Genomic DNA, 24,783 nt, shown 5'->3' with positions numbered 1-24,783 from the left:
CCGTCGCCTTGACGAACTTCGCCGCCGCACTTTGACCCAGGTGCCGATTTTCTTCAAGAAGACAGATCGCACCCCGCGAGCCTTGACCCGCGGGGGCCACTCCAGAGGACCAGTCTCTGTCCTACTGGGATTCCTCGGAACCGTTTTCGCTCGCTCCAGTGTTCTTGCCGCCGACGTATACCACGCTCAGTGCGAGGGCGGCTGCACCGGCGGTTGCCACCAACTTCATCCCCGCCCCCAGGAACTGCTTGTTCTCGCTGTCCTTCTCGCCTACCCGCTGTACGTTTTGGTCGAGGCGGTCGTGGAGGGCCTCCCGTTGCGCCCAGCTGAGGTCGTCCCGGCCGAGGTCGGCCTGCAGAGCGTCCCGCTGGTCCTGTGAAGCCTTATAGAAGTGGTTCTGACTGTTCTCATTGGCTGCGAGAGTGGACTTGTGGGCCTCTTTGACCGCATCGATGTTGGCCTTGCCCAGGTCCTTGAAGGCAGGGAACTGCTCGATGAGCTTGAGCCGCACCTCGGTGGCCATCCCGGGCATGGCTGCTGCGAGCTTGAGCACCTTGTCCTTGGACAGGCTCCGAAAGTTCGGGATACCCAGCTTCCGCTTGATCGCCGCTTCGTTCACGTAGCCCATTCCCTGACTCCGTTCGTCGTCCCGTGAGGATCCTGGATAGTAGCGGTCCCCACCGACTAGCCTCTCTTCCTCGTCTTCGGGCTGCTCGCCACGCCTCTGTGAGCAGTACCGGGGGCAGGCGTACCCACTCGCCGCCAGTCAACGGCACGCCCCGACCGATGGCCGCATGGTCGGGACAGCACGAGGGCGGTCCCCACGGGGAACTTGAATGCGGAGGGGGGTGGGGCGGCCGTGGTGGGTGGACAGCACCTGCAGCAGCAGGAGTGCGAGCAGGGAAAGGGCCCCGGTCCTATGCGACGAGGCAGTTGCGGTCGATGTTGTCATGTCCTGGGTCGTTGCTGGAGCCTGATGGACTTATGTCGATCGTGACGCTCAGGTGGCGCTCCGGGCAGTCACAGAGAGTCCACGGAGGGGCCGAGAAACCCTTTCTGACCTGCCACTCTTTCTGGGTCAGAACTGTCACACAGATTTCCCGATGGCCCTGCACATGAAGTGTGTGGGGAACTCGCTGCGAACGCCGTCCTCCATGGCCGCATCACCCGACGGGGCTTCTTGCCGTCCCCTTTCCGCGATGAGTGGCTGGGCGGCGTCCGGATCGAGGTGACCGATACTCACCCCGCCCGGCTATCGCGACCGGCTCCCGATCCGGACGAGGGCGGAAAACGCAGACTGCTCCTCGTTGACGTGCTCGTCGACTGGCGTGTACGCGACCATCCCCCGCCGCCCGACAAGACGGGCTGCGGAGTGCCGGACGGTTCCCCACTTCATCGGGCCCGTTGGGGCCCGCAGCTATGGCGTCGGTTGACCGGACGGTCGGCCCCGAAGCTCCGCCCATGGCATTACTGACATGGGCGGAGCGGTATTAGGGTTGCTCTCCCAGTGGTGCCCAGACCGCCTTCGAGGGGGAAACGGTCGTCGTGCAGGGCATCGGGGGTGAGGGGAGCCGCCGTGCAGGCGCTGTACGCCGTCAGTTTCGATATCCGGTCCGCCCAAGAGCAGCCGGGCCGCGTCTACGAGAGCCTCCGCGGCCATCTCGCCGACTGGCTCGGCCACCACGGACGTGTACCGGCACCTTCGGTGACCGAACTCGACCGGGATGGTCGGGCGGTGCTCGTTGGCAAGTTTCCTGGCCAGGGTGACCGAACAGTGAGCTGGACCGTGGCAGGCGACGACCTCACCCGCGCGCTGCGCATGACCATCCATCAGCCGCTCTCTACGGGGCCGGCCCAGTTCGTCACCCGGGTCACGGTCTCCCAGTCGGAGGAGGGCGGTGGCGGGCTCAGGATCGTAATGGGCAGGGAGATCCCCGACGGCTGGATAGCACCGGTGCAGGATCCGCAGCTCAAGCGCCCGAACCTGCTGCGGGCGGTGCTCGGCGACCAGGAGCTCGAAGTGCGGGTGCTGAGCCAGCTCGCCACGGGACGGTACGAGAGGATCCGGGAGGAGAACCATGCTGACGTACTCCTCGATGTCCTGGCGCTGCGCACGCGGCTCCCCATTCTCCTGGTACATCCCAGGGACCGGGCGGGATGGAGTGCGGCGGCCGACGCGTCGGGGCAACTGGCTGGCTTGGCCCAGGTGGTGACCCTGAACTACGTGACTGCACAAGCGGTCCGGCGGGCTCACGAGCAGTTGGCCGTACCCAGCGGTGGCGCCCGGCTGGTCTGGCCCGACCTCGCCCTGGAACACCCCTCGTACTCGCGTGAGGAGGTGTCCCAGCCGTCCTTCGTGGGACGGCGGTTGATGCTTTCGCTCGCCCATCTCTCTGTCATCGCTCGTGGCAGTGACACGGCGTGGGAACGTGCGCGGCAGGCTTCGTACCGCGCGGGAGCCCGTAGGGCGGCGGAGCAGTTGTCGCTCGCCCAAGCCGCCGGAGACACGACCGCCGAGCTCGAAGCACTGCAGAAACGGGTCCGGCAGCTCGAAGAGGACGCCACGTCCTGGGAAAGCATGGCACAGAGCTGCATGGAGGAACGCGACAAGGCGCGAGACGATGCCGCCACTGCTGAGGCCCTGCGTCAGGACCGGGACTACTGGAAGAACGAGTACCTGAGCCTCTCGAAGGGCGGGAGGGCGGCCACATTCGATGCCTGGAGCGAGATCCCTTCTTTGGGGTCGGATGCCGTGCTCACTTTCGAAGCTCTCGCCAAGGCGTCGGAGGAGCACATCGTGTTCACGGCGAGAGCTGCGCGCGCTTGGAAGAACTCCCGCTACCCGTACCCCCAGGAGATGACCGACCGGCTGACAGCCCTCGCGCAGGCTGCCGTCGACCTGTACTCCCATTCCGGCAAGATGCCTAGGCTGGCCCAGTGGTTCTACGACAACCACGGACTTAAATTCGCGCCCAATGACGAGAAACTCAGCAAGGACAAGGACAAGCGTTACTTCATGTTCAACGGGAAGCGCTGGGACGGACTGCCGCACATCAAGGTCCGGGACGCCGTCTCGCCCAACGAGGTCGGACGCATCTACTTTGCCCTCGATTCCGAGGAGAAGCGGTTCATCGTGAATCACGTGGGCCTACACCTGTAGCCGATCCCAGCAGGCACCTTGTACCTGCCGGCATCCGTAGTGGCCATCCGGACACCGTGCGACGGCGGGTCCAGGCCGCCGGGCGCACATGGCAGTGGCTCGTGCAGGTGAGCTGGTCGTGCCCCTTCCGCCTCGAGAGGAGGGACGGACTGTTGGCCGTGACGCTCATTTGACGCTCTTGGTGCCCGCACCAGGAGCAGGGAGTCAATAATCTGGCTCTGACCTGCGCCTTTCTCTGACCCGCCCAGGCCGACATCTTTCCGATGACGCACCATGTGGAGTGCGTGGCGATCCTTGAGCCGGCGAAGAAGGACTCCTGACCTGCGGTTCTGTGGATGGCGTGTGGGATGAGGGATTCACGGCCCCCATCTTCGCGGGGCAGTGAGAGATCATTTCGACGCTCATTCTGACGGGACGTCATGCGTGTCCGGCAGTGCTCGTGGTCGCTTGGGACCGGTGGTGCCGGGCCTCGAACCCTTCGAGTGGAGGCCCGCTGGACGGCGAGGCGTTCGACGTGGGCAGCGTCTTGCCAGCTCGGCCTTGAAGAAGCCGACGGAGGCGGTCGCGCCAGTGTCCAGCAGCCGATCCTCGCAGGGGATGGAAACGTATGGCGAGCCGCAGTGCTGTGATGAATCAGGGCGACGGCGCTCGCAAATCCGCCCTTGGCGCTGTGCATGCGGCACACGGGCCTGCCAGGCTAGACCGCACCGTGAGCCCCACTCCGTCCGTTATCCGCCACACCGCTGGATATGGGCGCGAGCGGCGTGCCGCGAACAGCCCGACCGTGGCCCCGGACCAGAGGCGACGGCTATCCGGCCGATGTGACGTACAACCGTTTCGGCTCCGTCAGAACGGCACGTGCGCCGTCGAAGTCGGCGACTTTCGCAGCCACCGTGGCGGTGGCCAGCCGCGGGGGGAGCTTCATTTTTCAGCTCCCCCGGCTTCCCGAACGCCCCGCCCACGAGATCGACGGCGCCGAGCCTGGCGAGATGGAAGCGAAGGTTCGTGTGCTCCGAGCTCCGCGATGTCATCGACATCAGAGCGGAACCTTCCCCTGATCGCGGTGATGGAGCCGGTCATGCGCCCGGCCCCGTCGTAGCCGAGGGTGGCGTCGGGCGTGCCATCCGCGTAGCCGATCTTGGTGAGCAGGCCGCTGGCGTAGTCCAGCCACCCAGGCCGAAAAGGCGTCATTCCATGAAATGCCGACGGGGTGGACCCTGAAGAAGGGGAGCCAGGGCACGGGCACAGCCAAGGGGGAGCCGTCATGTCCGGACCGTCGTACGTTCCCGTCCTGTCGGCGGCGCCGCACGCCATCGCGGCGTACCGGCAGTTGAGTCCGGCTGTTCAGGGAGCGGTGGTGCCGCTCTGGAACCTTCCGCCGCGTCATGGGTCGGTACGCGACGTACTCGTCGCACACACACGGCGCGAAGCGCATGATGTGAGCAGAGTGCAGCGCCATCATCCGGCCTGGATCGATACCCCCTTCGCAGGGGAGGTCCAACTGCGGGTCTTCATGTCCGTGCTGGCCGACCTCGGTGAGCTGAGCGCACTGCGTCCGGTCACCGGGCCCGACCGTCCTGAGTTCCAGCAGACAGCCGCGCTGGAGGCTGCGCGGCGCAGCGGGAGCGGCATCGGCATACGGGTGGCACTGCCGGGCGAGTGGGACGATCACGCAGCCCACGCTGTTCGCGCCCTGCTCGCCCGCCTGGATCCTGCCGACGAGGCGGATCTGCTCCTCGACCTGGGTGCGGTCTTGGGCGATCGCCCCGATGCAGAAAAGGAGGCACTGCGTGCGTTCGATGCGCTGATGCCCCTGACACCCTGGAGAACCGCAGCCATTCTGAGCGGTGGGTTCCCGTCCGTGACCGCGAAGATGCTGGAGGAAGGATTGCGGGCCGAACCTCGCACGGACTGGCTCGTCTGGCGTGAGCTGACCGCCGCCGCCCGCGGCTACGTCCCGTGGCTCAGCTTCGGCGACTACGGCATCCAGTCCGCCCGGGTCATCGCACGCGAACCATCGGCGGGTGGGGGCGGCCCCGCCTGGGGCGTGCTTCGCTACACCACCGCCGAGTCGTTCGTCCTCGCCAAAGTACTTGCGCGAGGCGAGGACCGGACCGCCGTGAACCGGGCGGCGGCCCGCCGGCTGCTTGAACTGCCTGACTTCCGGGGCGCGGTGGCCGGTGCAGGCGAGAGCTGGCTGAGGGACTGCGCGTGCGGCTACGGCACTAAGGGCACCGGAAATGCCTCCGTCTGGCTTCGCGTCGGCAACGTCCAGCACATGACCTACGTCGTGCGGAGCCTGCGGGAATGACAGCGCCCCTCTGCCCCTGTTCGGCTACCCGACGCATCAGCTGAACAGGGGCTCCAACACCGCCTCGCCGGCCAGGATCCGCCATGCCGGGACCCGGACAGTCCGGGTTACCGGCCCGGCCTTCGCCCCGGCACCACCGGACGGAAGCCCGGTCAATAGATCGGCCCGTGCGTGGGTCAGCCGCAGGTGCCGGGCCGGATCCTGGTTGTCGCGGGGGCCAGGATCGATCAGTACGGCGGTATTTGTGCCGTCCACGGTGAACAGCAGATCCACGGTGTGCCCACCGACGACGGCCGCACGTTCCAGATCGGTGATCCCACGCTCCCCCAGATACTCCTGGAGCCGATCCGCGAGTTCTTCGCGCACGCCGGAGACCGTCTCCGCCCTGACCGCGGTGTCCTGGTCGGCATACGCGTCCGTGCCCAGCACCGTCGACCGCTCGGCGAGCAATGCGGGCAGCCCCGCCTGGTCCTGCCAGAACGCGTGACTGCCCACGGTGATCAGCTGAGACTTTGCCCGGGTGACGGCAACGTTCCACAGATTGACCTGACTCGCCACCCAATGCGCCGTACGCGGAGGGGTGTTGTCGGTTGCTACCGGACTCAGGACCATGACATCGCGCTGCCCGCCCTGAAAGGCGTGCACCGTTCCCACCCTGACCCGCTCGTTGTCTGGCCAGAAGCGGGCGAGCGCTTCCTTCTGGGCCCGGAACGGCGTGACAACACCGACCGTCGCGTCCGGCGGAAGCCGCAGCAGTAGCTCGTCCACCGTCTCCCGTACCCGCCCCGCCTCCGCCGTGCCTGTTTCAGCTGTTCCTCGTCCCGGCCGAGGAGCAGGGGCACGCGTTCTCGCAGCGCACGTTCCACGGCCACAGCCTCCGCCAGAGCGAGCAGGAGCTCGGGTGGCGCGGGCCGGGCCGAGACCCAGGACGGCCACGGGTCGGCCGGCGCCGCACCGGAACCGGCGACGAACGCCGAGAGGGCACGTCCCCTGCGCCATCGGCCGAAGCCGAACCATCGGGCCTGGGCGGCCCCACGGGCCCGCTCCTCCCAGCGGGAGAGCCTGTCGGTCTCGTCGTCGGCCCAGAGTCCTTTGAGCAGTTCTACGGCCAGGCCGAGGGCGTCGGCCTCCTGGGCGCGCTGCCGTAGCAACTCCACCAACGCCATTTCGTCGCCCACCAGCCGCGCCGCCTCCGCCCGGTGTGCGAGCGCTCGTGCGTGCCGGTTGCGAAGGTCACCGGCTACGGTTGCAGTCCCGCGTCCCGGAGGTTCAGCGGAGCGGCTGAGAAGTTGCTCCAGTTTCGCGGCCTCCCGCTCCAGCGCCGCGGCGTTGCCCGTCCGCATCAGCAGGCCGGGCGAGATCGCGTCACAGCGGTCGGCCACCACGTTCACGGCCTCGTTGTTCGTGGAGGCGACCAGCACGGTCTGGCCTGCGGCGACGGCCGTCGCGACCACGGCCGTCACGACCTCGCTCTTGCCGGTACCGGGTGGCCCGGTCGCGACGGTCAGTGGACGGGTCATCGCCGCTCTGATCACGCGCTCCTGGCTCTCGTTGCACGGCCCCGGGGCGACGACGCCCGGCGCTTCACGGTCCACCACCGCCTCTTCGCCGCCCGTGAGGAGCGCGTCCAGCGCGGTGCCGGGCATCTGTGCGGTACGTGTCGACATCTGGAGCAGGTTGTCCACGAGCGCCTCGGTCGCGATCCGTTCCACACCCGAGGGCGCGAGGAGAACCGCGGCGTTGTGAGCACCGGGCCGTAGCGAGTCCATCACGGATCGCTCACTGAGCGCCGACAGGTCCAAGGGCTCCAGCTCCGGAACACCGAGTTCCGCTAGAAGCTCGCGCACGGCCCGCACCATCTGCGTGCCGTTGCCCTCCTGCCAGGCCGGCTGCCAGCGGGCCAGGAGGTCCGCAGCGGCCTCATCGTCCAGCAGGTCCGTGATCAGCCCCGTGTGGAGAGAGGGAACCCCGTTCGGGCGGAGCCTGTCACGGCCGTCTGCATCGGGGGCGAGTTCCATCGACTGGATCAGCAACGGCGCGATCCGCACCGCGGCCCGGCGTCGGCCGTCCCCGCCGCGCTCGGGAAGGGTGATCGCCGGATATCCGTACCAGTACTCCTGGAGCCCGGCGCCATTCGCAGATCCGGCCCCTCCACTCTTCGGCCTCGGCAGCTGGGGGGGAGCGGGGAGGGTGGGGCCGAGCCCGGACTGGATCGTCTCGGACCCCTGCCCCAGCAAGAAGTACGCGGAGCCTCGTCCGCTGTCCCGATCGGGCAGCATGCCCGACGCCGCCTGCGCGCTCAAGCAGTGCACGTAGTAACGCAGCAGCCGTTGCCGGTCGACGCCGTCCCGGGCGTCGAGCCCGGCCAGTTCCCGTGCCTTCAGCAGCGCGGGGGAGGTGTTCCGGTCGGCCCGGGTGCTGCCGTCGCCGGGCAGGGCGGGAAGGTTCACCGACCGCGCCACGGAGCGTGCCAGGGGGAGCGAACTCGTGGCCCGAATCGTGGACTTGGTCGGCCGCTGCTCCTGCGGCACTCCGGCGCGCACCATCTGGGCGGTCAGGTACGTGAAGAGGTCGTCCGGTGTGATCCAGCCACTGTCCTTGATCCGCCCCGAACGCAGCCCTTCCACGATCTCACCGGTGAATCGGGAGGTGCCGAGGGAGGACCCGGCCGGGGCCATCGCCGAAGCGGCCTGGAGGGCGTCGGAGGCGGTGATGAAGTACACCCCGGTCGGATGCAGCAGTGTGCTGGGCGCGGGCTGGGCATCCGACTTGGATGCGCCCTTGGCGGTCCAGCCCTGTACGACGGAACCGCTGGAGCAGCAGTCCAGCAGTACCACTTTCGAGGATGCCCGGCAGGACTGGAGCATCCGCTCCAGGAACTCGGCGGGCACCGCCGTTCCCGGCAGGTCGTCCGGATCGGCATCCCGGGTGAGAAAGTACAGCTGGCCGTCCGCCTCGCAGAACTCCCCATGGCCGCTGAAGTAGAGCAGAGCGGTCTCGATGGGCTGCCGCTCCTCCAGGAACGTCTCGATCGCGTGCAGCATCTCGGCGCGGGTCGGCTCGGCGACCAGCGCGCAGTCGTTGTACATGCCGATCTCGGTGCTCTCCAGCACCGCCTGCATGTAGTGCAGGTCGGCCCGGACGGGCGGCAGATCGTGGTAGCGGTCACTGTCGTACGTGGATACGCCGATGAGCATGGCGTACCGGTCGTTGTCACTCACTCTGCGGTCGGTCCGTCTCCGTGGAGGTCCTCCGAGCCGTCGGTGAGGAAACGCTCGATCCGCTCGTCGTCGACCCGCGCCTCTTTCCCGGAGATGCGCAGCGTCGCCCCGTCGGGCCGGGTGACGACGATGGTCCGCTGCGGCACGCGTGCCAGCCAGATCTGAACGGCGGCGGCGGCCAAGGAACCGCCGCCGAACACCAGCCCGATCAGGTCGGTGACCGGGCCGCCCTTGAGACTGTCGTCGGTGCCCGGATCCTGAGGTCGGGGAACATCGAGTGCGGCGTGCGGATCGGTGCCGGTGATCGCCGCGAGCAGCTCCCGCGCTTCGCGCCGGGAGCGCAGCGGGTCCTCGTCGACGATGGAGAGGCGGTAGCCCACCGGCCCCGCGTGGATGATGCTCACGTTCACTGTGTCCTTTGGTTCCCATGCGGCGGATACACGGATCCGCAAGGCTATCCGGGGGCATAGTGCGGCGCTCCCTGGGTAGCCGAAACAGGCTGGTCAATGGCGTGAAACGCGCAGCGCGGTCCGTGCGGTCCTTCCTGTCCGGACCGGCATCGACTTCTTCGCACACCGGGTCGTGCGATGCGACCCCTTCGAACACGTGATGCGGGCGTTCCTGACGGCCAAGGAACGGTTCGCGGTCCACCTGCGGCCCGAGGACGTGCACACCGCACTGCCGGCGGATGTCCGTCCTGCCGAGCTGGAGGCTGTCGTCGGCGCGCTCGACAAGCTCGTCGGCTGGGGCAATCTGCGGGCGGATCCCGATCCCGCCCGGGTGACCGCGGTCGAGGACTTCTACCGGAAGCGGTTCATCTACCAGCTCACCAGGGAGGGGGAGGCCGCCGAGGAGGCGGCTCCGGATCGCCGGCGGCCTTCGCCGCCGCGTCCCCTGGCTGCCCTGGCGCTACACGGCTGCGGACTACCGCGCCGCCGTGCTCCGCTGTGCCCAACCTCCGTTGTCACCGCTCGTCAGCACCCCGACGGAGACCCCCTGGGAGTCCGCACTCGCTACGGCCCTCGCCGAACTCGGTGTTCGCGTCGAGGAGGAGAGCGAGCTGGAGCTGCTGTTGTCCGATCTCACGTGGGGATCGTGACCGTCCGGCTGGGCAGGGGCGGTTGAGAGCGAACCGTTCCGGGTTCGGCGGAGACATCAGCAGCGGCGGTGATGGGGTTCTGTCAACGGTACCGAGCACAGTGTGCGTGACATGGGGCTTCTGGTGTCGGCGATGGAGCGGCCCCGGGCGAACGTGTTCGGAGCCGAGCTGTATCCCACGCCGCACGAGAAGGCTGCGGCATTGCTGCACTCCGTCGCCCGCGATCACGCGCTGATCGACGGCAACCAGCGCACCGCCTGGCTCACCATGCGTGTCTTCCTCAGGTGCAACGGCGTCAGCGCGAGTACCGTCCCGCCGCCCGTTCCCATGGCCGGGCCGTTCGTCGAGGAAGTCGCGCAGGACAACGTCGATGTACCGGCGATCGCCAGCGCCTCGCGACCTGGTTCCCCGTTTCCTGACGTTCGACGCGGCACAAGGGAACCGCCGGGGAGCGACACGCGTGCTGTCGCTCCCCGGCGGTGACTTCGGCGAGGCCGGTACAGGTCGTCAGGGCGTGTACCGGCTCCACCTCCTTCGCCGGATCAGTACTTGGTGTACTTCATCCAGTCGTAGCGGGCGGTCAGCGGAGTGCCCGGGTAGCTGAACGGGCCGAGCCAGCTGTCGACCCCGGTGCCGGGCCACAGGTTGGCCATGATGCGCATCGGGTGGGTGGGGAGCGCTCCGCGCGATCCGTCTTCCTGGTGGACGAGCTTGCCGTCCACGAACCAGTTGATGGTTCCCTGGTCCCACCACTCGATGGCGTAGTCGTGGAACCCGGCGGATGCGTCGAATCCGAGGTTGATGACGGTCTCGTGGCCGCCGACGCCGTTGGTGAAGTAGTTGGTCTGCATCTGGTTGGTGTTCTTGCCGAGGATCTCGACGTCGATCTCGTCCCAGGGCTGGCCGTCGCTCGGGCCGGTGTAGGTGAAGAACCCGGTCACCGTGCCTTCGCGCTTGACTGCCTGGAGTCGGGCCTCGAAGCGGCCGTACGAGTACGAGTCGTTGGTGCGGTACTCACCGGAGGCGTAGGGCTTGCCCGAACAGCCGGAGGGGCAGCTCGCGGTGTCGAGGTTCTGCCCCATGACGCCGCCGCTGAACCAGGTGTGGTCGGCGCGCCAGCCGGCGTTGAACATTCCGCCGTTGGACCAGCCGTCGGACTTGCTCCAGAGGCCGGTGTTGTAGGAGTCGAAGTTGTCGGTGAAGCTGCTGCCGACGGCGTAGGCCGGGGTGGAAACCGGGTTGAGGATCAGCGCGAGGGCGGCGGCTGGAGCGAGTAGCCAGCGGTACGTGCGGAACCGCCGTGAAGCCGTGGGGGATTGCATGACTGCCTCCTTGGGGGCGCGAACGCGGCAGGCGGGAGAGGTTCGGCGTCCGCCGGCGACACAACCGTGCGGGGACGGGACGCCTGCAGTGCTGGGACGTGCACTCGACCACGATCTTCCGTGCACCACCGGTGGGGGGAACCGAGAGTCGCGGTGTGGTACGGGCCCGATGGCGCATGGGTGGTGCGCCGCGAACGGGAAGGACTGGGAACGCTTCCAAAAAGTAGCAGCGCTGCAGCGGGCCGACAAGGGGTCGGAGCGCCTCGGTGCATCACGGAGGAAACCTCCCGTTCACACCGTAGGGGCAGCCGGCGATGCGTCGCCGCACAGGTCAAGTGCCCGCAGCCTTGCGCTTCTTCCAGTGACTTGGCTGGTCGGAGGGGGTTGGTGGCGGAGTCGCTGAACGGCTATTGACATGCCCGTAAGGCGGGCCTCAGCATGTGCCCACGAAAGCGCTGGGCTTTGCCGAAATCTGGAAGCGCTCCCAAAAAGTGGGGTCCGCACCGGCGAATCAGCCTGCACAAAGGAGACTTCACCTCATGAGCAGAGTGCGACGGTTGGTCGTCTCGGTTGCCTGCGCGGCGCTTGCCGCCGGCACGCTGGGCGGTGGCGGCGAGGCAGCTGCCTCCCCCGGCCCCGCGGCGGCCGGTCATACGCTGCCCGGAAACACCCGCTTCTACGTCGACCCCGAGGCCGGGGCCGCTCAGCAAGCGGTCGCCGACTTCAAGGCCGGCAAGGTCGAAGACGCCGTGCGGATGGCCAAGTTGGCGTCCTGGCCGCAGGCGATCTGGCTCGACTACGGCACGCCTACCGAGATCAAGAAGGTCGTCCAGAAGAAGATGCTGGCGGCCAGGCTGACCGGCACCGTTCCGGTGTTCGTCCTTTACAACGTCACCGGCCGCGACTGCAGCTTCTACTCGGCCGGCGGCGCGGACAGCCCCGCGGAGTACCGCGCCTGGGTCCAGGGTGTGGCCGACGGCATCGGCACCGGCCGCGCCGCGGTCGTCGTCGAGCCCGACGGGTTGGCTCTGCTGCCCAAGGAGTGTCCCGAGGGCGACGCGGACGGCACCCGGACCGAGGAGCGGTACGCCAACATCCGCACCGCGGTCGGCCTCATGGAGTCCAAGCCCAAGACGTCCGTGTACCTCGACGGCGGCAGCAGCAACTGGCAGCCGGTCGGCGAACTGGCCGGCCGGCTGATCAAGGCCGGTCTGGCCGAGACCCAGGGCTTCGCCCTGAACGTCTCCAACTACCAGCCCACCGACCAGCTCAACCGATACGCCACCTGGGTCTCCAAGTGCGTCTGGTACGCCACCGAAGGCCCGCAGGAGGCACGCGGTAAGACGGACACCTGCGCCGGCCAGTACTACTCGCCGGCCGCGCCCAACGACGGGCAGCCCGGCAACGCGGTGGACTTCTACGACCCGTCCACCTGGAAGTGGACCGACGCGTGGTTCGACCGGACGGTGGGCACGCCGCCGCTCAAGGACCTCTCGCACTACGTCCTGGACAACAGCCGCAACGGCCTCGGCGCCTGGATCCCCCCGGCGGGCAAGTACACCGATGCCGAACCCTGGTGCAACGCCCCCGGGCGCGGTATCGGCGTCCGGCCCACCGCCGACACCGGCCAGCCCCTGGCCGACGCGTACGTGTACGTGAAGACCATCGGTGAATCGGACGGCACCTGCCACCGGGGCACTGCGGGCCCGGCTGACCCGGAGTACGGAAGCGAGGACCCGGCGGCCGGCGCGTGGTGGCCGGACTTCGCGCACACCCTGGCCAGGAACGCGAAGCCCGCGCTCACGTTCAACACCGGCCGGTAGCCGCAAGGCGCTCGCCCGTCCGGCATCGGACGGGCGAGCGCCTTGCTGGACCGGTGCGCTCGTTCAGGAGCTCTCGCCGGTGATCGCGCGGGACATGTAGCGGGCGTCCGGCCCGTAGCCGGCCGGCAGGGCGACATCGGGATGTGGTCGGTATCCCTGCCTGGACCAGAAACCGGCCGTACCGCTCACGGCGATCAGAGATATCCGCTCGTACCGCAACGCTCGGGCCGCGTCCGTCAGATGGCGCACCATGCGGGTGGCCCAGCCACGCTTGCGGGACTCGTCCCCGATGACGAGGTCATGCAGGTGGAGGTTCGATGAGGTGAAGACCTCACTCTCCTGAACATCCGGATCGGGGAACCGGAACCGTGGATACGGAAGAGCGAGGACGTATCCAGCGGCCCGTTCCCCGGCGTCGAGGACGAACGACGTTGCCGGAGAGGCCGAGGCGCGGGACTGAAGGACGCCGCGGTCCTCGGACAGGCCGCGTTCCGCGTACGCATGGGTCTCCAGTTCCGTGATGGTGTCCCAGTCATCGGCCTCGATCGGCCGGATCCGCTCCGCGCGCACGGCCACGTAAGGCAGTGGCTCGTAGCCGTTGAAGCCGCGTGTGGTGTAGCTGACCGCGTAGGCGCCGACCGACCGGATCCACACGGGATCCCCCGAGGTGAGGTCGTGCGGCACCGGCACCGAGGCGTCGCCGAGCGTGTCGTCGCTGTCGCAGGTCGGTCCGGCGACGATCGCCGGTACCTGCGGACTGTCGTTGCGGGTGGGAAAGGCGAGCGGATAACGGAGTTGGTCACCTTCGTACAGCCCGTTGAACCGGCCGCAGCTCAGGTAGAGCCACCTTTGGTGACGTACCGTCAGTCGGGCCACATGGGCGCGGATCGTGCCGTGATCGGCGACGAGGTGCCGTCCCGGTTCCACGACGAAGTCGAGTGCACCCCGTGCCACTTCCCGCAGCCGGTGGATGCCGGCCCGGATGCTTCTGAAGATCTCCGCGGTGGGTGGTTCCAGTGCCGTGCCGTCGGCAGTGAGGTAGCCGTGAGCGGGCAGTCCGCCACCGAGGTTGATGTGGTCGAGGTGAATCCCTCGCGCGGCGAGCTTCGACAGGGTGGTCGCGAGTTCGTCGACTGCTGCCTCCCACCCGCTCACGGTCATCTGCTGGGATCCGACATGCACGGACAGCCCCGCCGGGATGAGCCCGAGCCTGCGCGCTTCCGCCAGAACGCCGACCGCGTCGTGGGTGCCGCATTTGCCGGTGAGCCCCCACAACGCGCCGTGGCCGCTGGTGGCAACGCGGCAGAACACTCGCGCACCGGGAGCGTGCTGGGCGATCGCACGCACGTCCTCGACACAGTCCGTGGCAAACGTAGTGACACCCAGGTGGAACGCTGTCGCGATCTCTCGGTCGGACTTGACCGTGTTGCCGTAGTGCACGTTGCGCGGCGCCACTCCCGTCCGCAGCGCCTGGCGGATCTCGCCTGGGCTGGCCGCGTCGAAGCCGGCGCCCCGGTCGGCAAGGCAGGTGAGAACCTCGGGCAGCGGGCAAGCCTTCAACGCGAACCGCACCGCGACCCCGGGAAGTTCGGTACGCAACCTGTCGTACTGGGACTCTATGCCGGTCAGGTCGTAGACGATCTGATCCCGGCCGCTGTCCTCGAGAGCGGCCCGTATGTGTGCGGGCTCATCCATGACGGACATCCGTGACACGGCTCGCATCCATCAGCGGCCCCCAAGCCTCGATGAGCTGCACGTAGTCATCGAGGTCCCGGCGGGCCTCTGTGAGCAGGCTCTCCCTGCGCTCCACGATGCGGTCCGCCACGGCAGCGAACTTGCCGCCGATCCTGCGGTATGCGCGTTCCATCCGGTCCAGTTTTGCTTCGTTCGGCTCTCTGTTCTGCCAGGTGCTCTCACGGACGATGGCGGCGATCGAAGCCGGAGCGGAGTTCGTCATGCGCCGATAGATGAAATGGAAGTAGTGCATGGACAGAATGAATTTCACGAAGCGCATCTGATACGCGAGGAATCCGGCGGGGCTCTTCCGCTCCTTTGTGTGGAAGTTGACGATGTGTCGATTGTGGAGCACGGCGGGCATCCGGGACTTGTGGGCGACATGGATCAGGAAGTAGTCGCTGCCGATGGTGTCCTTGGCCGGTGGCAATGGAATGCGCTCATGGAGGCCGTGAAAGCTGATGTTGTGCATGTCCACCCGCATCGGGTCGACCACTGTGAGGACGGACCGGTCGCCGGCGAACGGTTCCGAGCCCATGAAGGACTCGCTGACCAGGTCCTCCCTCTCCTGCTCCGAACTGTCGTCAGCAGCCCAGAGGCTGACGAGGTCGCCGTAGGCTTCATGGTCGCGGATTTCGCCGAGGTCCACTGACATCTCACCTACGAATGACGCACCGACCATCGCTACGGTGGCGTTTCGCAGCGAGGGGTCCAGTTGGTTCTCGGTGGTCACCGCCATGTGTGCCGGTTTGCCGAGCGACAGAAGTTCCGCGTGGATCGGGAACACCTTGTCACCGTCGTGGGTCTGGAAATAGCTGTCCGAGTCACGGCGGTGCACCGAGTCGCACCCCAGCGCGACGGCCACCCAGAACGCGCGGTTGGTGCAGGCGCCGTACGAGAGTCCCTGGGGAAGCATGAGATCGGCTATCAGGCCGGGACGGGTGACGCCGGAACGCCGGATGACCCGCTGCAAGAAATCCCACTGGGCTGCCTCGTCCAGGTGCCAGACGCGTTCCGTCCCCCGCAGCACCTGGGCATGTGCGGCGAAGTCGGCGGATGAGTCCAGCACCACGAGGTGTACCTCGACATCGAAGTGCTCTTCGGCGTAAGCGGCCTCCGCGAGCACCTCGGTGAGCGTGGCAGCGCACTCCCGGTTCGTCGGGACCGTCAGGCAGATGCGCCGCATACTCACACCTCCCCGGAGAGTCCGCCCGGCGCTCGGAGCGCGTCCGGTTGAGCCGCCATCGACCCGACGGGGGGCTGACCCTTGGTCACCAGGAGTTCCTTGGTCGAGAAACACTGCGCATTCACAACTTCTCCCGAAGGGTTGAGAATCGTGCTGTCCTGCAGCCGGTTGGCCGGCAGGTGGGCCGCCTCGTGCGGGCGCGCTGCTGCCCGTCACTGCCGGGCGAACATAGTTGTTCAACTGCCCTGTGATCAGCGTCTGGTTGCTGTGCAAGGTGTTCAAGACTCCACCGATCGCCCGGCGGGGTCGTGTGGTGCCGGTGAAAGCTCATGCCGACCCGCGCCTTCACGGCCCGGATCTTCTGGACGATCGTCGTCCCCATCGCGCGCCCCGCCATGGCGGTCCTCGGCCTGGTCACCTTCATGACGGCCTGGAACGACTTCTTCTGGCCGATCATCGCGCTCTCCTCCCAAGAGCCCACCGTGCAGGTCGCCCTGCGGCAGCTCGGCGGCGGCTATGTCCAGGACCAGTCCGTCGTCATGGCCGGCACGCTCCTGGGCACACTGACTGTCCTGGTCGTCTTCGGCCTGCTCGGCAGGCAGATCGTCGGCGGCATCATGCAAGGCGCTGTCAAGGGGTGAACGGCCCCGCGACGAGCCGTGCCACGCGCGATCCGGCCCCGAGCCCGTCTCCCGGCGATCGCCCATGAACGGTGGTGTGCGGCCCGCCTCCCGGCAGGCAACCGGTGTTCACTCCCCGCCCGGCTGCCTCCCGGTGGCCAACCGTTGCCGGCCGCGCACCACTCACCCCGTCCGCCCGTCAGGTACTGGAGCGCTTGACCAGATGGGTGGGCAGGATCAGCGGACTGGCGGTACGGCCCGCGATCAGCCCGGCGAGCATCCGGGCCATCTCGCGCCCCAGATCCCGTACCGGCTGATGGATCGTGGTGAGCGTGGGTTCCGCGAGCTGTGCGACAGCGAGATCATCGAACCCGACGACAGCCACATCCACGGGCACTGAGCGCCCGGCGCTGCGCAACGCGCGCAACGCGCCCGCCGCCATGTTGTCATTGGCCGCGAACACCCCGTCCAGATCCGGATGCGCCTCCAGCAGACGAGCCATGGCGGCGGCCCCGGACGCTTCGGTGAAATCCCCCTGCTCGGGCGGGCGGGGCTTCAGACCGGCAAGCGTCATCGCCTCCCGGTAGCCGCGATGCCGGGAGGCACCCACCTCGGTGTCCAGCGGGCCGCAGATCGTGACCACGCGTGTCCGCCCGCGCTTGAGCAGGTGGTCGGTCGCCTCCCGTGCGCCGCCGACGTTGTCGATGTCCACGTACCAGCGCGGCTCGAAGTCCACCGGTCGCCCGCCGAAGACGACCGGGATCCGACTTTCCTTGGCGATCCGTGCCAAGGGGTCGTCCTCGTGCAACGCCATCAGCATCACCCCGTCCACGACACGGGAGCGCACGAGCTGTTCCACCCGCTCCCGCCCCCGTGCGCTGGCAGCGACGCACAGCATCATGTGCAGATCGGCGTCTTCCAGCGCACTGGCCACCCCGGCGACGACCTGCGCGAAAAATGGATCCGTCAGGACCTCCGGGTCATCCTGTGAGATGACCAGTGCGGCCGCACCCGCCTGCCGCGTGGCCAGGGCACGCGCCTTCGGATTGGGTACGTAGCCGAGCTTCCTGATCGCCCTCTCGACGGACTCACGCTTGGCCCGGCTGACATGGGGTGCGTTGTTGATCACCCGGGAAGCCACCGATCGTGACACACCGGCCAGCGCGGCCACCTCATCGAGCGTGGCGTGCCGATGCGGCAGTTCCTCAGTCATGAACGCGGGCCTTCCTTCGCTGCAGTTATGGAAGCCCTTCCATTGTCACCTGTGGGCGTGGCACATGGATACGGAGGGGCACTCCCCGCCGCTGCCGCTCTCAGGCAGCCTATTTTTGGGAGCGCTCTCATGCCTGGATGCGGGCCGCGGCCTGAGCCTCAGCTCCTCAGTCGTACCGGTAGCCTCCGCACGCTGTTGCCCACGAACGAGCGGGCGCGGGGGAGTTCCGGGTCCGGGGCTGCCAGGTCCAGGGCCGGGAAGCGGGCGAAGAGCTGGGCCAGGGCCGTGGTGGCTTCCAGGCGGGCCAGGGGGGCGCCCGGGCAGTAGTGGGCGCCGTGGCCCAGGGAGAGGTGGCGGGGACCGGTGCGGGTGATGTCGAAGGTGGCCGCGTCCGGGCCGTGGGCCCCGGTGTCGCGGCCGGCCGCCGAGTAGCCCGCGAGGACCGGGGTGCCCCGGGGGATCAGGGTGCCGTCGAGGGTCAGGTCGCGGGTCGGATAGCGGAAGGGGAAGTAGCTGACCGGACTGTCCCAGCGCAGGGTCTCCTCCACCACGTCCGACCAGGTGGCCCCGCCGGAGAGGACCAGGTCGAGCTGGTCACGGTGGGTGCACAGGGCGCGTACGGCGTTGGTGATCAGGTTCATCGTCGTCTCGTGGCCCGCGATGACGGTCAGCATCAGGGTGCCGATCAGCTCGTGCGGGCTGAACCGGTCGCCGTCCTCCTCGCGGGCGGCGATCATCGCGCTGGTGAGGTCGTCCCCCGGATCGGCCGCCCGGGCCGCCGCGACCGCGCTCAGGATCTCCACCATCTCCCGGTTGGCCGCCATCGCCTCGGCCGGACCGGTATCCGTGGCCACGATCTGGCTGGAGAGGGCGTGGAGCCGGTCGTGGTGGACCTCGTCCACGCCCAGCAGTGCGCAGATGACGCCCATCGGGAGCGGCAGCGCGAAGTGGGCGCGCAGATCAACAGCACCGTCCTCGGTGGCGGCCGCCTCCAGCTCATCCAGGAGCCGCGCCGTCAACTCCGCTACGGAGGGCCGCAGTTCTTTGACCCGGCGGGCCGTGAACGCCCTGCCCATCAGCGACCGCAGCCGCCGGTGGTCGTCGCCGTCCGCGGTCGTCATGCCCTGCACCGTGGCGAACGTCCTCAGCGGCCAGCCGTCTGCTATCTCCCCGGCCTGGAGTGCCGCGAAGTGCCGCGCGTCCTTGGCGACGTCGGGGTGCGCGAGGAAGTCCTTCAGCGCTTCGTGGCCCAGCACGGCCATCCCTCGTACCTCGCCGGGAAGGACCACCGGGACGACCGAACTCCGTTGCAGCAGAAGGCCGTTGGCCGAGTGGGGGCAGCCTCCGGCCGGGTCCATGCGGTGCGGGGCCTCCGCGGCGAGGCTCAGTGGTGGAGTGTTCGACGGGGCTCCGGGCGGGCACGCGCCGCGCCATGCCTCGGTGAGCGAGCGCACCGAGGGGTAGCGGTCCTGCGGGTCGGGTGCTGTGGCCCGTCGCGTGACAGCCAGTTGGCCGGGGGTGCCTCGCCACCGGGTCTCTTCGTCGCCGGCGTCCAGGAGGAGGCGCAGGCCCCTCCCGAGGTGGAACACCGTCGTCCGGGTGTCGATCGACGAGCCGCGTACGAACTCTTCCGGTGCCATGTAACGGGTGGATCCGGGGAGTCGGGCGGCGTCGAGCTCGAAGGGGCCGGGCCGGTATTCGTCGAGGTCGCACAGCCGCATGCGTCGCTCGGCGAAGTCGTACAGCATGCAGCCGTCGTAGAGGTCGACGGCCACGAGGCCCGCGGCCTCCACCGCGAGATGGGCATCCAGGAGGGTGTCCAGGGCGGCGTGCACCTCGGGGAGCGGACAGCCGCGGAAACGGGCCATGGGGCTGCCGGGCGCGGTGCGTCCGCCGCGGTGGGACCTGGTGGGGTGGTAGAGGACTTCGCCCTCCACCCAGGGATAGATGAGCGCGGGTCCCCCGTCCGTCGTGATGCTGTGCCGCAAGGGTGTGACGGCTGGGTGAGCGAGCACCCGGTGCACGCTGACAGCCCGCCGCAGCGAGGCGGCCCCCTCGGAGGTCCGAGCGCTCTTCACGAACCATCGTCGCCCCGCCGACAGGACCCCGTACGAGACGCATCCGGAGTCCTGATCGGCGAAGGTGCGGAAAACCGTTCCGATGTCCGCGAGGTAGGCGTCGAGTTCGGGCACATGGGCGACATCGAGGAGCGGGCGCGGTTTCATACGAGCGATCCTGCCGAGTCCGGTCCGCCGCCGCAGGGAGTTTCCCGTTCGCCCGGTGTCCGCGCCGAACGAGGCTCCTCAGTCCTTGTAGTCCGGGGCGATCCGCTCCACCAGGCGCAGCAGCGCCGCCCAGGCCAGGTCGTACGCGTCGTGGTCCTCGAAGTCGGAGGAGGCGTCGCCCTCACCGGTGAGCTGCTGGGCGGTGTATTCGGCGACCTGGTCGGAGGGCAGGACGAGTTCGGCGCCGCCGGCCTGGGCGGTGACCTGGATCTCGCACGCCTTCTCCAGGTAGAACATGCGCAGGAACGCCTGCTTGGCGCTGTCGCCGACGGTCAGCAGGCCGTGGTTGCGCAGGATGAGCGCCGGGTGCGTGCCGAGGTCGGCGACCAGGCGCTCCTGTTCGGCGAGGTTGAGGGCGACGCCCTCGTAGGCGTGGTAGCCGACGCGGTTGTGGAACTCCATCGACATCTGGTTCACGGGCAGCAGGCCCGACTTCTGCGCGGCCACGGCGCAGCCTGCCCTGGTGTGCGTGTGCAGCACGACGTGGGCGTCCGCACGGGCCTTGTGGATCGCGCTGTGGATCACGAAGCCCGCCGGGTTGACCGGGTGCGGGCTCGGCTCCACCGCGTTGCCCTTCAGGTCGATCTTGACCAGCTTGGACGCGGTGATCTCCTCGAAGAGGAGTCCGTACGGGTTGATGAGGAAGTGGTGGTCCGGGCCCGGCAGCCGCTGCGAGATGTGCGTGAAGATCAGGTCGGTCATACGGAAATGGGCGACCAGCCGGTAGACGGCCGCGAGTTCGCGGCGCAGCCGCAGTTCCTCGGCGGCGCCGTCCGTGCCCTGGGCGGTGGCGGGAGTGTCCAGGATGTCCGTCACGCGGGGTCTCCTTGCATGCTGTCGTTGAGAGGGGCGGTCGCGGTCGGCTGCGGCGTCACGACGGGGGTGCGGGGGCGTCCGGTGGTCCACCAGGCGATGACGTTCTCGGCGGGCTCGGTGACGTAGGCGCGCAGCGAGGCATCGGTGAGGAAGGCGAAGTGCGGGGAGACCAGCAGACGGGGGTGGTTGCGCAACGGGTCGTCGGCGGCGGGCGGCTCGACGGGGAACACGTCCAGCGCGGCACCGGAGAGACGGCCGCTGTCCAGGGCGTCCAGGACCGCGCCGGGGTCGATGAGGTCGCCGCGCGAGACGTTCACCAGGACGGCGCCGGGCCGCATCCGGCCGAGCAGGCCGGCGTCGACCATGCCCCGGGTCCGGGGTGTGGACGGGACGTGCAGGGAGAGCACGTCGGCGGTTCCGGCCAGGGTGTCGAGGTCGAGGCGATCGACTCCCTCGGGCCAGTCGGAGGCGTGCGGGTCGTGGGCGACGATCCGGCCGAAGAGCGGGGCGGCGAGGCGGGCGAGGACCCGGGCGATGCGGCCGAGACCGACGAGGCCGAGCGTCATCTCGCTCAGCCGGCGCGGTACTTCGGTGAGGTCGGTGCTCCAGCCGCCGGCCCGGACGACGGCGTCGGCCTGCGGCAGGCGTCGCGCGAGGGCGAGCATCTGGGCGAGCGCGTGGACGGCGACGTCCTCGGTGGCCGAGTCGGGCAGGTTGGCCACCCAAAGGCCCCGGCGCGCGGCCTCGGCGGTGTCGATCATGTCGTAGCCGGCGGACATGGTCGCCAGCATCCGTACGTACGGCAGGCGGTCGAGGAGAGCACCGTCCACGCGGGCGTAACCGACGACGAGCGCCACGGCGTCGTGCGCGGCGGCGGCGATCGCCTCGGGGTCCGTGCTGCCGACGACGCGGACCTCGAAGCCCGCATCGGTGAGCCGCTCCACGCCAGGTGAGGGGTCGAGCTCCCCGGTGTCGGTGATCACGGCTACAGGTCGTGTCACGCCAGCCTCCGTCGATGATTCGATCGTGTAATCGCCGAGAAACTTACGTTTCGACTGTGGTGGTTGTCTACCTCGGACGAGATGATGGTGAGGAAGGGTGGTTCCGGGTGGCGGCGGGCCCGGGGCCGGACCACCCGCCCGGCGGGCTCAGAATGGGCGGACACCGCTGAACGAGGAGGGGCGCTACGTGGAGCTCGACCAGACCGACCTGGCGATCGTGCGGGAGTTGCAGGGCGACGGACGGCTCACCTACGAGACGCTGGCGCAGCGGGTGGGGCTGTCCCGGCCGGCCGCCCGGATGCGGGTGCAGCGGCTCCAGGAGTCCGGCGCCGTCCGTGTGGTGGCGATCGTGCATCCGGCCGTGCGCGCCCTCACCGCCTCGGCGCACCTCGCCATCGACACGCACGGTCCGGCGGCCGAGGTGGCGCGGCAGGTCGCCGCACTCCCGCAGGCGCCCTTCGTGACGCTGACGAGCGGGCGCCGGGCCATCATGGCCGAACTGCGCACGGCGGGCTTCGGGGAGCTGGAGCGCACGATCGAGGACATCCGTGCCCTCGCCGGCGTGCGTGCGGTGGATCCGCTGGTGGCGACGCGGCACGTGAAGGATCCCTACCTGCTCACCGGCGAGCCGACCGTCGGCGTGCTCGACGGGACGGACGAACGCATCCTCGCGGAGCTGGAGGAGGACGGCAGGCTGCCGTTCGCGGAACTGGCCGGGCGGGTCGGCCTGTCGGCGGGGGCGACCCGGTCGCGCACGCTGCGGCTGCTCGACGGCGGGGTGGCGAAGGTGGTCGCGCTGGTGCGGCCCGACATGCTCGGCATGGGCTACCTGTGCGGGTTCAGCCTGCGCGTGGCGGGCCGGGCGGCGGAGGTCGCCGAGACCGTCGCGGGCTTCGCGCGGGTGGCCTTCCTCTCGACGTGTCTGGGCCGGGCGGAAGCGGTCGGCACGATCACCGCGGAGTCCTTGGACGCCGTACGCGCCACGCTGGAGGAGATCCGCGGCCTGGACGCCGTGCGCGAGGTGGAGAGCTGGCTCCATCTGGAGCTCGTCAAGGAGCGCTACGACCTCCGCCCGCACAGCGCCTGAGGGTCACACCGGCGGTCCTGGCGAGGGCGCGCAGTCGATACGTAACTGAAGGCTCGATTCAACTTTACAAAACTTCTTCACCGGAGCCTCTGGTCAATCAGGCGTTCGCTCTTTATCGTTCTGCGAGCCGAATCGTCTGTCGGCGAGCCCTGTACGTCCTGGTCGAAAGCAGCCTGCCATGCCCCGTCCCACCGAGTCCCCCGAGCGCACGCTCCTCGTCACCGGCGCCGCCGTAGCCGTCCCGGGCACCTCGGTCCGCGCCGAGGCGCTGGCGGTGCGCGGCGACCGCGTGGTGCACGTCGGCACCGCCGAGGACGCCCGTGCCGCGCTCGGCGGCCGGGCCGACGAGGAGCTGTCCCTCGACGGCGGCCTGGTCCACCCCGGCTTCGTAGACGCCCACTGCCACCCCGTCATGTACGGCCAGGCGCTCGCCTGGGTCGACCTGCGCCCCGAGAGCGTCCCCGACATCGACACCATGGTCGAGGTGCTGCGCGAGGCCGCCCGGGACCTGCCCTCCGGCGTCCCGGTCCGCGGCTTCGGCTACGAGCACCGCCGCCTCGCCGAGGGCCGCCACCCCAGCTGCCACGACCTGGACCGGGTCGCCGAGGACCGCGAGGTCTACGTCATGAACGCCTCCGGCCACGGCGGCGTCGTCAACTCCCACACCCTGCGCACCTGCCGCATCGACGCGCAGACGCCGTCCCCCGCGGGCGGCAGCATCGGCCACTTCGAGGACGGGGAGCCCGACGGGCAGCTGTGGGACGCCGCCTGCGACCTGCTGACCGGACCGGCCGGCGTCAAGATCGGCAACCACGGCCCGAACTTCCACCTGTCCGAGCCCGACGACATCATGGCCGACCACCTCCTGCGCGCCCAGGAGGTGTTCCTCGCCGCCGGCGTCACCACGATCGGTGACGCCCAGGTCTCGCGCCGCGAGATGGAGACCTACCTGCGCGCCCGCGCCGACGGCTCGCTGCGCATGCGGGTCTCCGCCTACCTGACCTCGGCGCTCCTCGACACCGCCCTCGAACTCGGCGCGGTGCGCGGCTTCGGCGACGACCACTTCCGCATCCAGGGCGTCAAGTTCTACGCCGACGGCACGCTCGGCGGCTGGACCGCCTACTTTCCCGAGGGCTACGCCGCCGACTGCTGCCACCACGGCCAGCTCTACCACTCCGTCGAGGAGTACGCCGAGATCGTCCGCCGCGCCCACGCGGCCGGCCTCCAGACGGCGACCCACGCGCAGTCCCCGTACGCCATCGGCATGGTGCTCGACGCCATCGAGAAGGCCCAGGCGGACCGTCCGCGCGCGGACATGCGCCACCGCGTCGAGCACTCCGGACTGCCGACCGACGAGCAGATCGACCGCATGGGCGAGCTCGGCGTCGTCCCCGTGATGCAGCCCCAGCACCACCTGCGCACCGGCGACGGCACCCTCACCGCCATCGGCGAGATGGGCCACCGTTACAACCCGGCGGGCCGCTGCCCCGAGGCCGGCGTACCGGTCGTCTTCTCCTCCGACGCCCCCGTCGCCCCGCCCGCCCCGCTGGAGGCCGTCGCCGCCGCCGCGACCCGCCGCACCGTGCTCGGCACCGTCCTGGGCGACGAGTCGCTGCGCCTGCCCGTCGAGGCCGGTCTGCACGCCCACACCGGTGCGGCGGCCGCGGCCCTGCACCGCGAGCACGCGGTCGGCGCGCTTGCCCCCGGCATGCTGGCCGACTTCGTCGTCCTGGACGCCGATCCGCTGGCCGTGCCCGCCGAGGAGCTGACCGGCGTCCGGGTCCTGGAGACCTGGATCGGCGGCAGCCGCGCCTGGGCCGCCTCCGGCCGCTGAACCGTCGCGCGCACCCGATGTCCCGGCGGCCGGACGATCCCCTCCATGGCCCGGCCGCCGGGCCCCGCACG

General features: G+C 69.2%; 16 protein-coding genes and 4 pseudogenes. 9 read left to right on the top strand and 11 right to left on the bottom strand.

Going from position 1 to position 24,783, the window contains the following annotated elements; genetic code table 11:
* Positions 1-121 precede the first annotated feature (121 nt).
* Positions 122-628, bottom strand: coding sequence for a hypothetical protein (locus tag OG867_RS05855; protein WP_406283356.1), 507 nt, complete (start codon positions 626-628; stop codon positions 122-124).
* Between the two features lie 948 nt (positions 629-1,576).
* Between OG867_RS05855 and OG867_RS05850 the strand changes: the two genes are divergently transcribed.
* Together OG867_RS05850 and OG867_RS05845 are read left to right on the top strand one after the other, a co-directional pair.
* A complete protein-coding gene (locus OG867_RS05850; RefSeq protein WP_406283354.1) occupies positions 1,577-3,160 on the top strand; it encodes a hypothetical protein in 1,584 nt (527 codons plus the stop codon).
* 1,264 nt (positions 3,161-4,424) lie between these two features.
* A complete protein-coding gene (locus tag OG867_RS05845) occupies positions 4,425-5,471 on the top strand; it encodes a beta family protein (RefSeq protein WP_406283352.1) in 1,047 nt (348 codons plus the stop codon).
* Between the two features lie 36 nt (positions 5,472-5,507).
* Here OG867_RS05845 and OG867_RS05840 read toward each other — a convergent pair whose 3' ends face one another.
* The 3 genes and pseudogenes from OG867_RS05840 to OG867_RS05830 form a co-directional block, all read right to left on the bottom strand.
* On the bottom strand, positions 5,508-6,470 hold the full coding sequence (locus tag OG867_RS05840; RefSeq protein WP_406283350.1) for an AAA domain-containing protein: 963 nt from the start codon (positions 6,468-6,470) through the stop codon (positions 5,508-5,510).
* A 383-nt stretch (positions 6,471-6,853) separates the two neighbouring features.
* Positions 6,854-8,668, bottom strand: a pseudogene (locus OG867_RS05835) (caspase family protein); the annotation flags it as partial.
* Positions 8,669-8,688: 20 nt separating this feature from the next.
* Positions 8,689-9,096, bottom strand: coding sequence for a hypothetical protein (locus tag OG867_RS05830; RefSeq protein WP_406283348.1), 408 nt, complete (start codon positions 9,094-9,096; stop codon positions 8,689-8,691).
* 205 nt (positions 9,097-9,301) lie between these two features.
* Between OG867_RS05830 and OG867_RS05825 the strand changes: the two are divergent.
* From OG867_RS05825 to OG867_RS05815, 3 genes and pseudogenes are all read left to right on the top strand, one after another.
* Positions 9,302-9,538 (top strand): annotated as a pseudogene (locus OG867_RS05825) (DUF2397 family protein); the annotation flags it as partial.
* A 19-nt stretch (positions 9,539-9,557) separates the two neighbouring features.
* Positions 9,558-9,791 carry a DUF2399 domain-containing protein gene (locus OG867_RS05820; protein WP_406290781.1) on the top strand — a complete coding sequence of 78 codons (234 nt, stop codon included), beginning with the start codon at positions 9,558-9,560 and terminating at the stop codon, positions 9,789-9,791.
* 78 nt (positions 9,792-9,869) lie between these two features.
* Positions 9,870-10,210: pseudogene (locus tag OG867_RS05815) on the top strand (type II toxin-antitoxin system death-on-curing family toxin); the annotation flags it as partial.
* Positions 10,211-10,333: 123 nt separating this feature from the next.
* On the opposite strand, the gene OG867_RS05810 reads toward OG867_RS05815, so the two are convergent.
* Positions 10,334-11,113, bottom strand: a complete 780-nt coding sequence (locus OG867_RS05810; protein WP_406283346.1) for a glycoside hydrolase family 16 protein — start codon at positions 11,111-11,113, stop codon at positions 10,334-10,336.
* 539 nt (positions 11,114-11,652) lie between these two features.
* Here OG867_RS05810 and OG867_RS05805 point away from each other — a divergent pair.
* On the top strand, positions 11,653-12,936 hold the full coding sequence (locus OG867_RS05805) for a glycoside hydrolase family 6 protein (protein ID WP_328902854.1): 1,284 nt from the start codon (positions 11,653-11,655) through the stop codon (positions 12,934-12,936).
* A gap of 63 nt (positions 12,937-12,999) precedes the next feature.
* Here the strand turns inward: OG867_RS05805 and OG867_RS05800 are convergent, their stop codons facing one another.
* Positions 13,000-14,631 carry a GNAT family N-acetyltransferase gene (locus tag OG867_RS05800; RefSeq protein ID WP_406283344.1) on the bottom strand — a complete coding sequence of 544 codons (1,632 nt, stop codon included), beginning with the start codon at positions 14,629-14,631 and terminating at the stop codon, positions 13,000-13,002.
* Positions 14,624-15,856, bottom strand: coding sequence for a DUF6271 family protein (locus tag OG867_RS05795; protein ID WP_406283342.1), 1,233 nt, complete (start codon positions 15,854-15,856; stop codon positions 14,624-14,626). Before OG867_RS05795 ends, OG867_RS05800 begins: the two co-directional genes overlap by 8 nt.
* A gap of 341 nt (positions 15,857-16,197) precedes the next feature.
* Between OG867_RS05795 and OG867_RS05790 the strand changes: the two are divergent.
* Positions 16,198-16,497 (top strand): annotated as a pseudogene (locus OG867_RS05790) (carbohydrate ABC transporter permease); the annotation flags it as partial.
* Between the two features lie 178 nt (positions 16,498-16,675).
* Here OG867_RS05790 and OG867_RS05785 read toward each other — a convergent pair.
* The 4 genes from OG867_RS05785 to OG867_RS05770 all read right to left on the bottom strand — a co-directional run bounded on the left by OG867_RS05785 (position 16,676) and on the right by OG867_RS05770 (position 21,791).
* Positions 16,676-17,689: a LacI family DNA-binding transcriptional regulator gene (locus OG867_RS05785; protein ID WP_328902857.1), complete on the bottom strand. Its 1,014-nt coding sequence runs from the start codon at positions 17,687-17,689 to the stop codon at positions 16,676-16,678.
* A gap of 158 nt (positions 17,690-17,847) precedes the next feature.
* Entirely contained in the window at positions 17,848-19,047 is a 1,200-nt protein-coding gene (locus tag OG867_RS05780; protein ID WP_406290779.1) for a cytochrome P450, read from the bottom strand.
* A gap of 945 nt (positions 19,048-19,992) precedes the next feature.
* On the bottom strand, positions 19,993-20,790 hold the full coding sequence (locus tag OG867_RS05775; protein WP_406283339.1) for a class II aldolase/adducin family protein: 798 nt from the start codon (positions 20,788-20,790) through the stop codon (positions 19,993-19,995).
* Positions 20,787-21,791: a C-terminal binding protein gene (locus tag OG867_RS05770; protein ID WP_406283337.1), complete on the bottom strand. Its 1,005-nt coding sequence runs from the start codon at positions 21,789-21,791 to the stop codon at positions 20,787-20,789. The genes OG867_RS05775 and OG867_RS05770 overlap by 4 nt, the downstream gene beginning before the upstream one ends.
* A gap of 187 nt (positions 21,792-21,978) precedes the next feature.
* Here OG867_RS05770 and OG867_RS05765 point away from each other — a divergent pair, with 187 nt between their 5' ends.
* Together OG867_RS05765 and OG867_RS05760 are read left to right on the top strand one after the other, a co-directional pair.
* The gene (locus tag OG867_RS05765; RefSeq protein ID WP_328902860.1) at positions 21,979-22,878 is read left to right on the top strand and encodes an Lrp/AsnC family transcriptional regulator; all 900 of its coding nucleotides are present in this window, start codon (positions 21,979-21,981) and stop codon (positions 22,876-22,878) included.
* Between the two features lie 178 nt (positions 22,879-23,056).
* Positions 23,057-24,712, top strand: a complete 1,656-nt coding sequence (locus OG867_RS05760) for an amidohydrolase (protein ID WP_406283335.1) — start codon at positions 23,057-23,059, stop codon at positions 24,710-24,712.
* Positions 24,713-24,783 lie beyond the last annotated feature (71 nt).

Origin of the sequence: Streptomyces sp. NBC_00209, from assembly GCF_045206345.1 — a bacterium.
Classification (GTDB): Bacteria; Actinomycetota; Actinomycetes; order Streptomycetales; family Streptomycetaceae; genus Streptomyces.
The sequence above is the reverse complement of the archived record's forward strand: the minus strand, read 5'-3'. Positions and strand labels throughout refer to the sequence as shown.

What these genes read in the sequence shown, in the direction of transcription:
- OG867_RS05795 (WP_406283342.1), bottom strand. Translation starts at nt 15,856, where the DNA reads ATGCGGCGCATCTGCCTGACGGTCCCGACGAACCGGGAGTGCGCTGCC.
- OG867_RS05805 (WP_328902854.1), top strand. Translation starts at nt 11,653, where the DNA reads ATGAGCAGAGTGCGACGGTTGGTCGTCTCGGTTGCCTGCGCGGCGCTT.
- OG867_RS05785 (WP_328902857.1), bottom strand. Translation starts at nt 17,689, where the DNA reads ATGACTGAGGAACTGCCGCATCGGCACGCCACGCTCGATGAGGTGGCC.
- OG867_RS05845 (WP_406283352.1), top strand. Translation starts at nt 4,425, where the DNA reads ATGTCCGGACCGTCGTACGTTCCCGTCCTGTCGGCGGCGCCGCACGCC.
- OG867_RS05760 (WP_406283335.1), top strand. Translation starts at nt 23,057, where the DNA reads ATGCCCCGTCCCACCGAGTCCCCCGAGCGCACGCTCCTCGTCACCGGC.
- OG867_RS05840 (WP_406283350.1), bottom strand. Translation starts at nt 6,470, where the DNA reads ATGGCGCAGGGGACGTGCCCTCTCGGCGTTCGTCGCCGGTTCCGGTGC.
- OG867_RS05780 (WP_406290779.1), bottom strand. Translation starts at nt 19,047, where the DNA reads ATGGACCCGGCCGGAGGCTGCCCCCACTCGGCCAACGGCCTTCTGCTG.
- OG867_RS05800 (WP_406283344.1), bottom strand. Translation starts at nt 14,631, where the DNA reads ATGGATGAGCCCGCACACATACGGGCCGCTCTCGAGGACAGCGGCCGG.
- OG867_RS05855 (WP_406283356.1), bottom strand. Translation starts at nt 628, where the DNA reads ATGGGCTACGTGAACGAAGCGGCGATCAAGCGGAAGCTGGGTATCCCG.
- OG867_RS05810 (WP_406283346.1), bottom strand. Translation starts at nt 11,113, where the DNA reads ATGCAATCCCCCACGGCTTCACGGCGGTTCCGCACGTACCGCTGGCTA.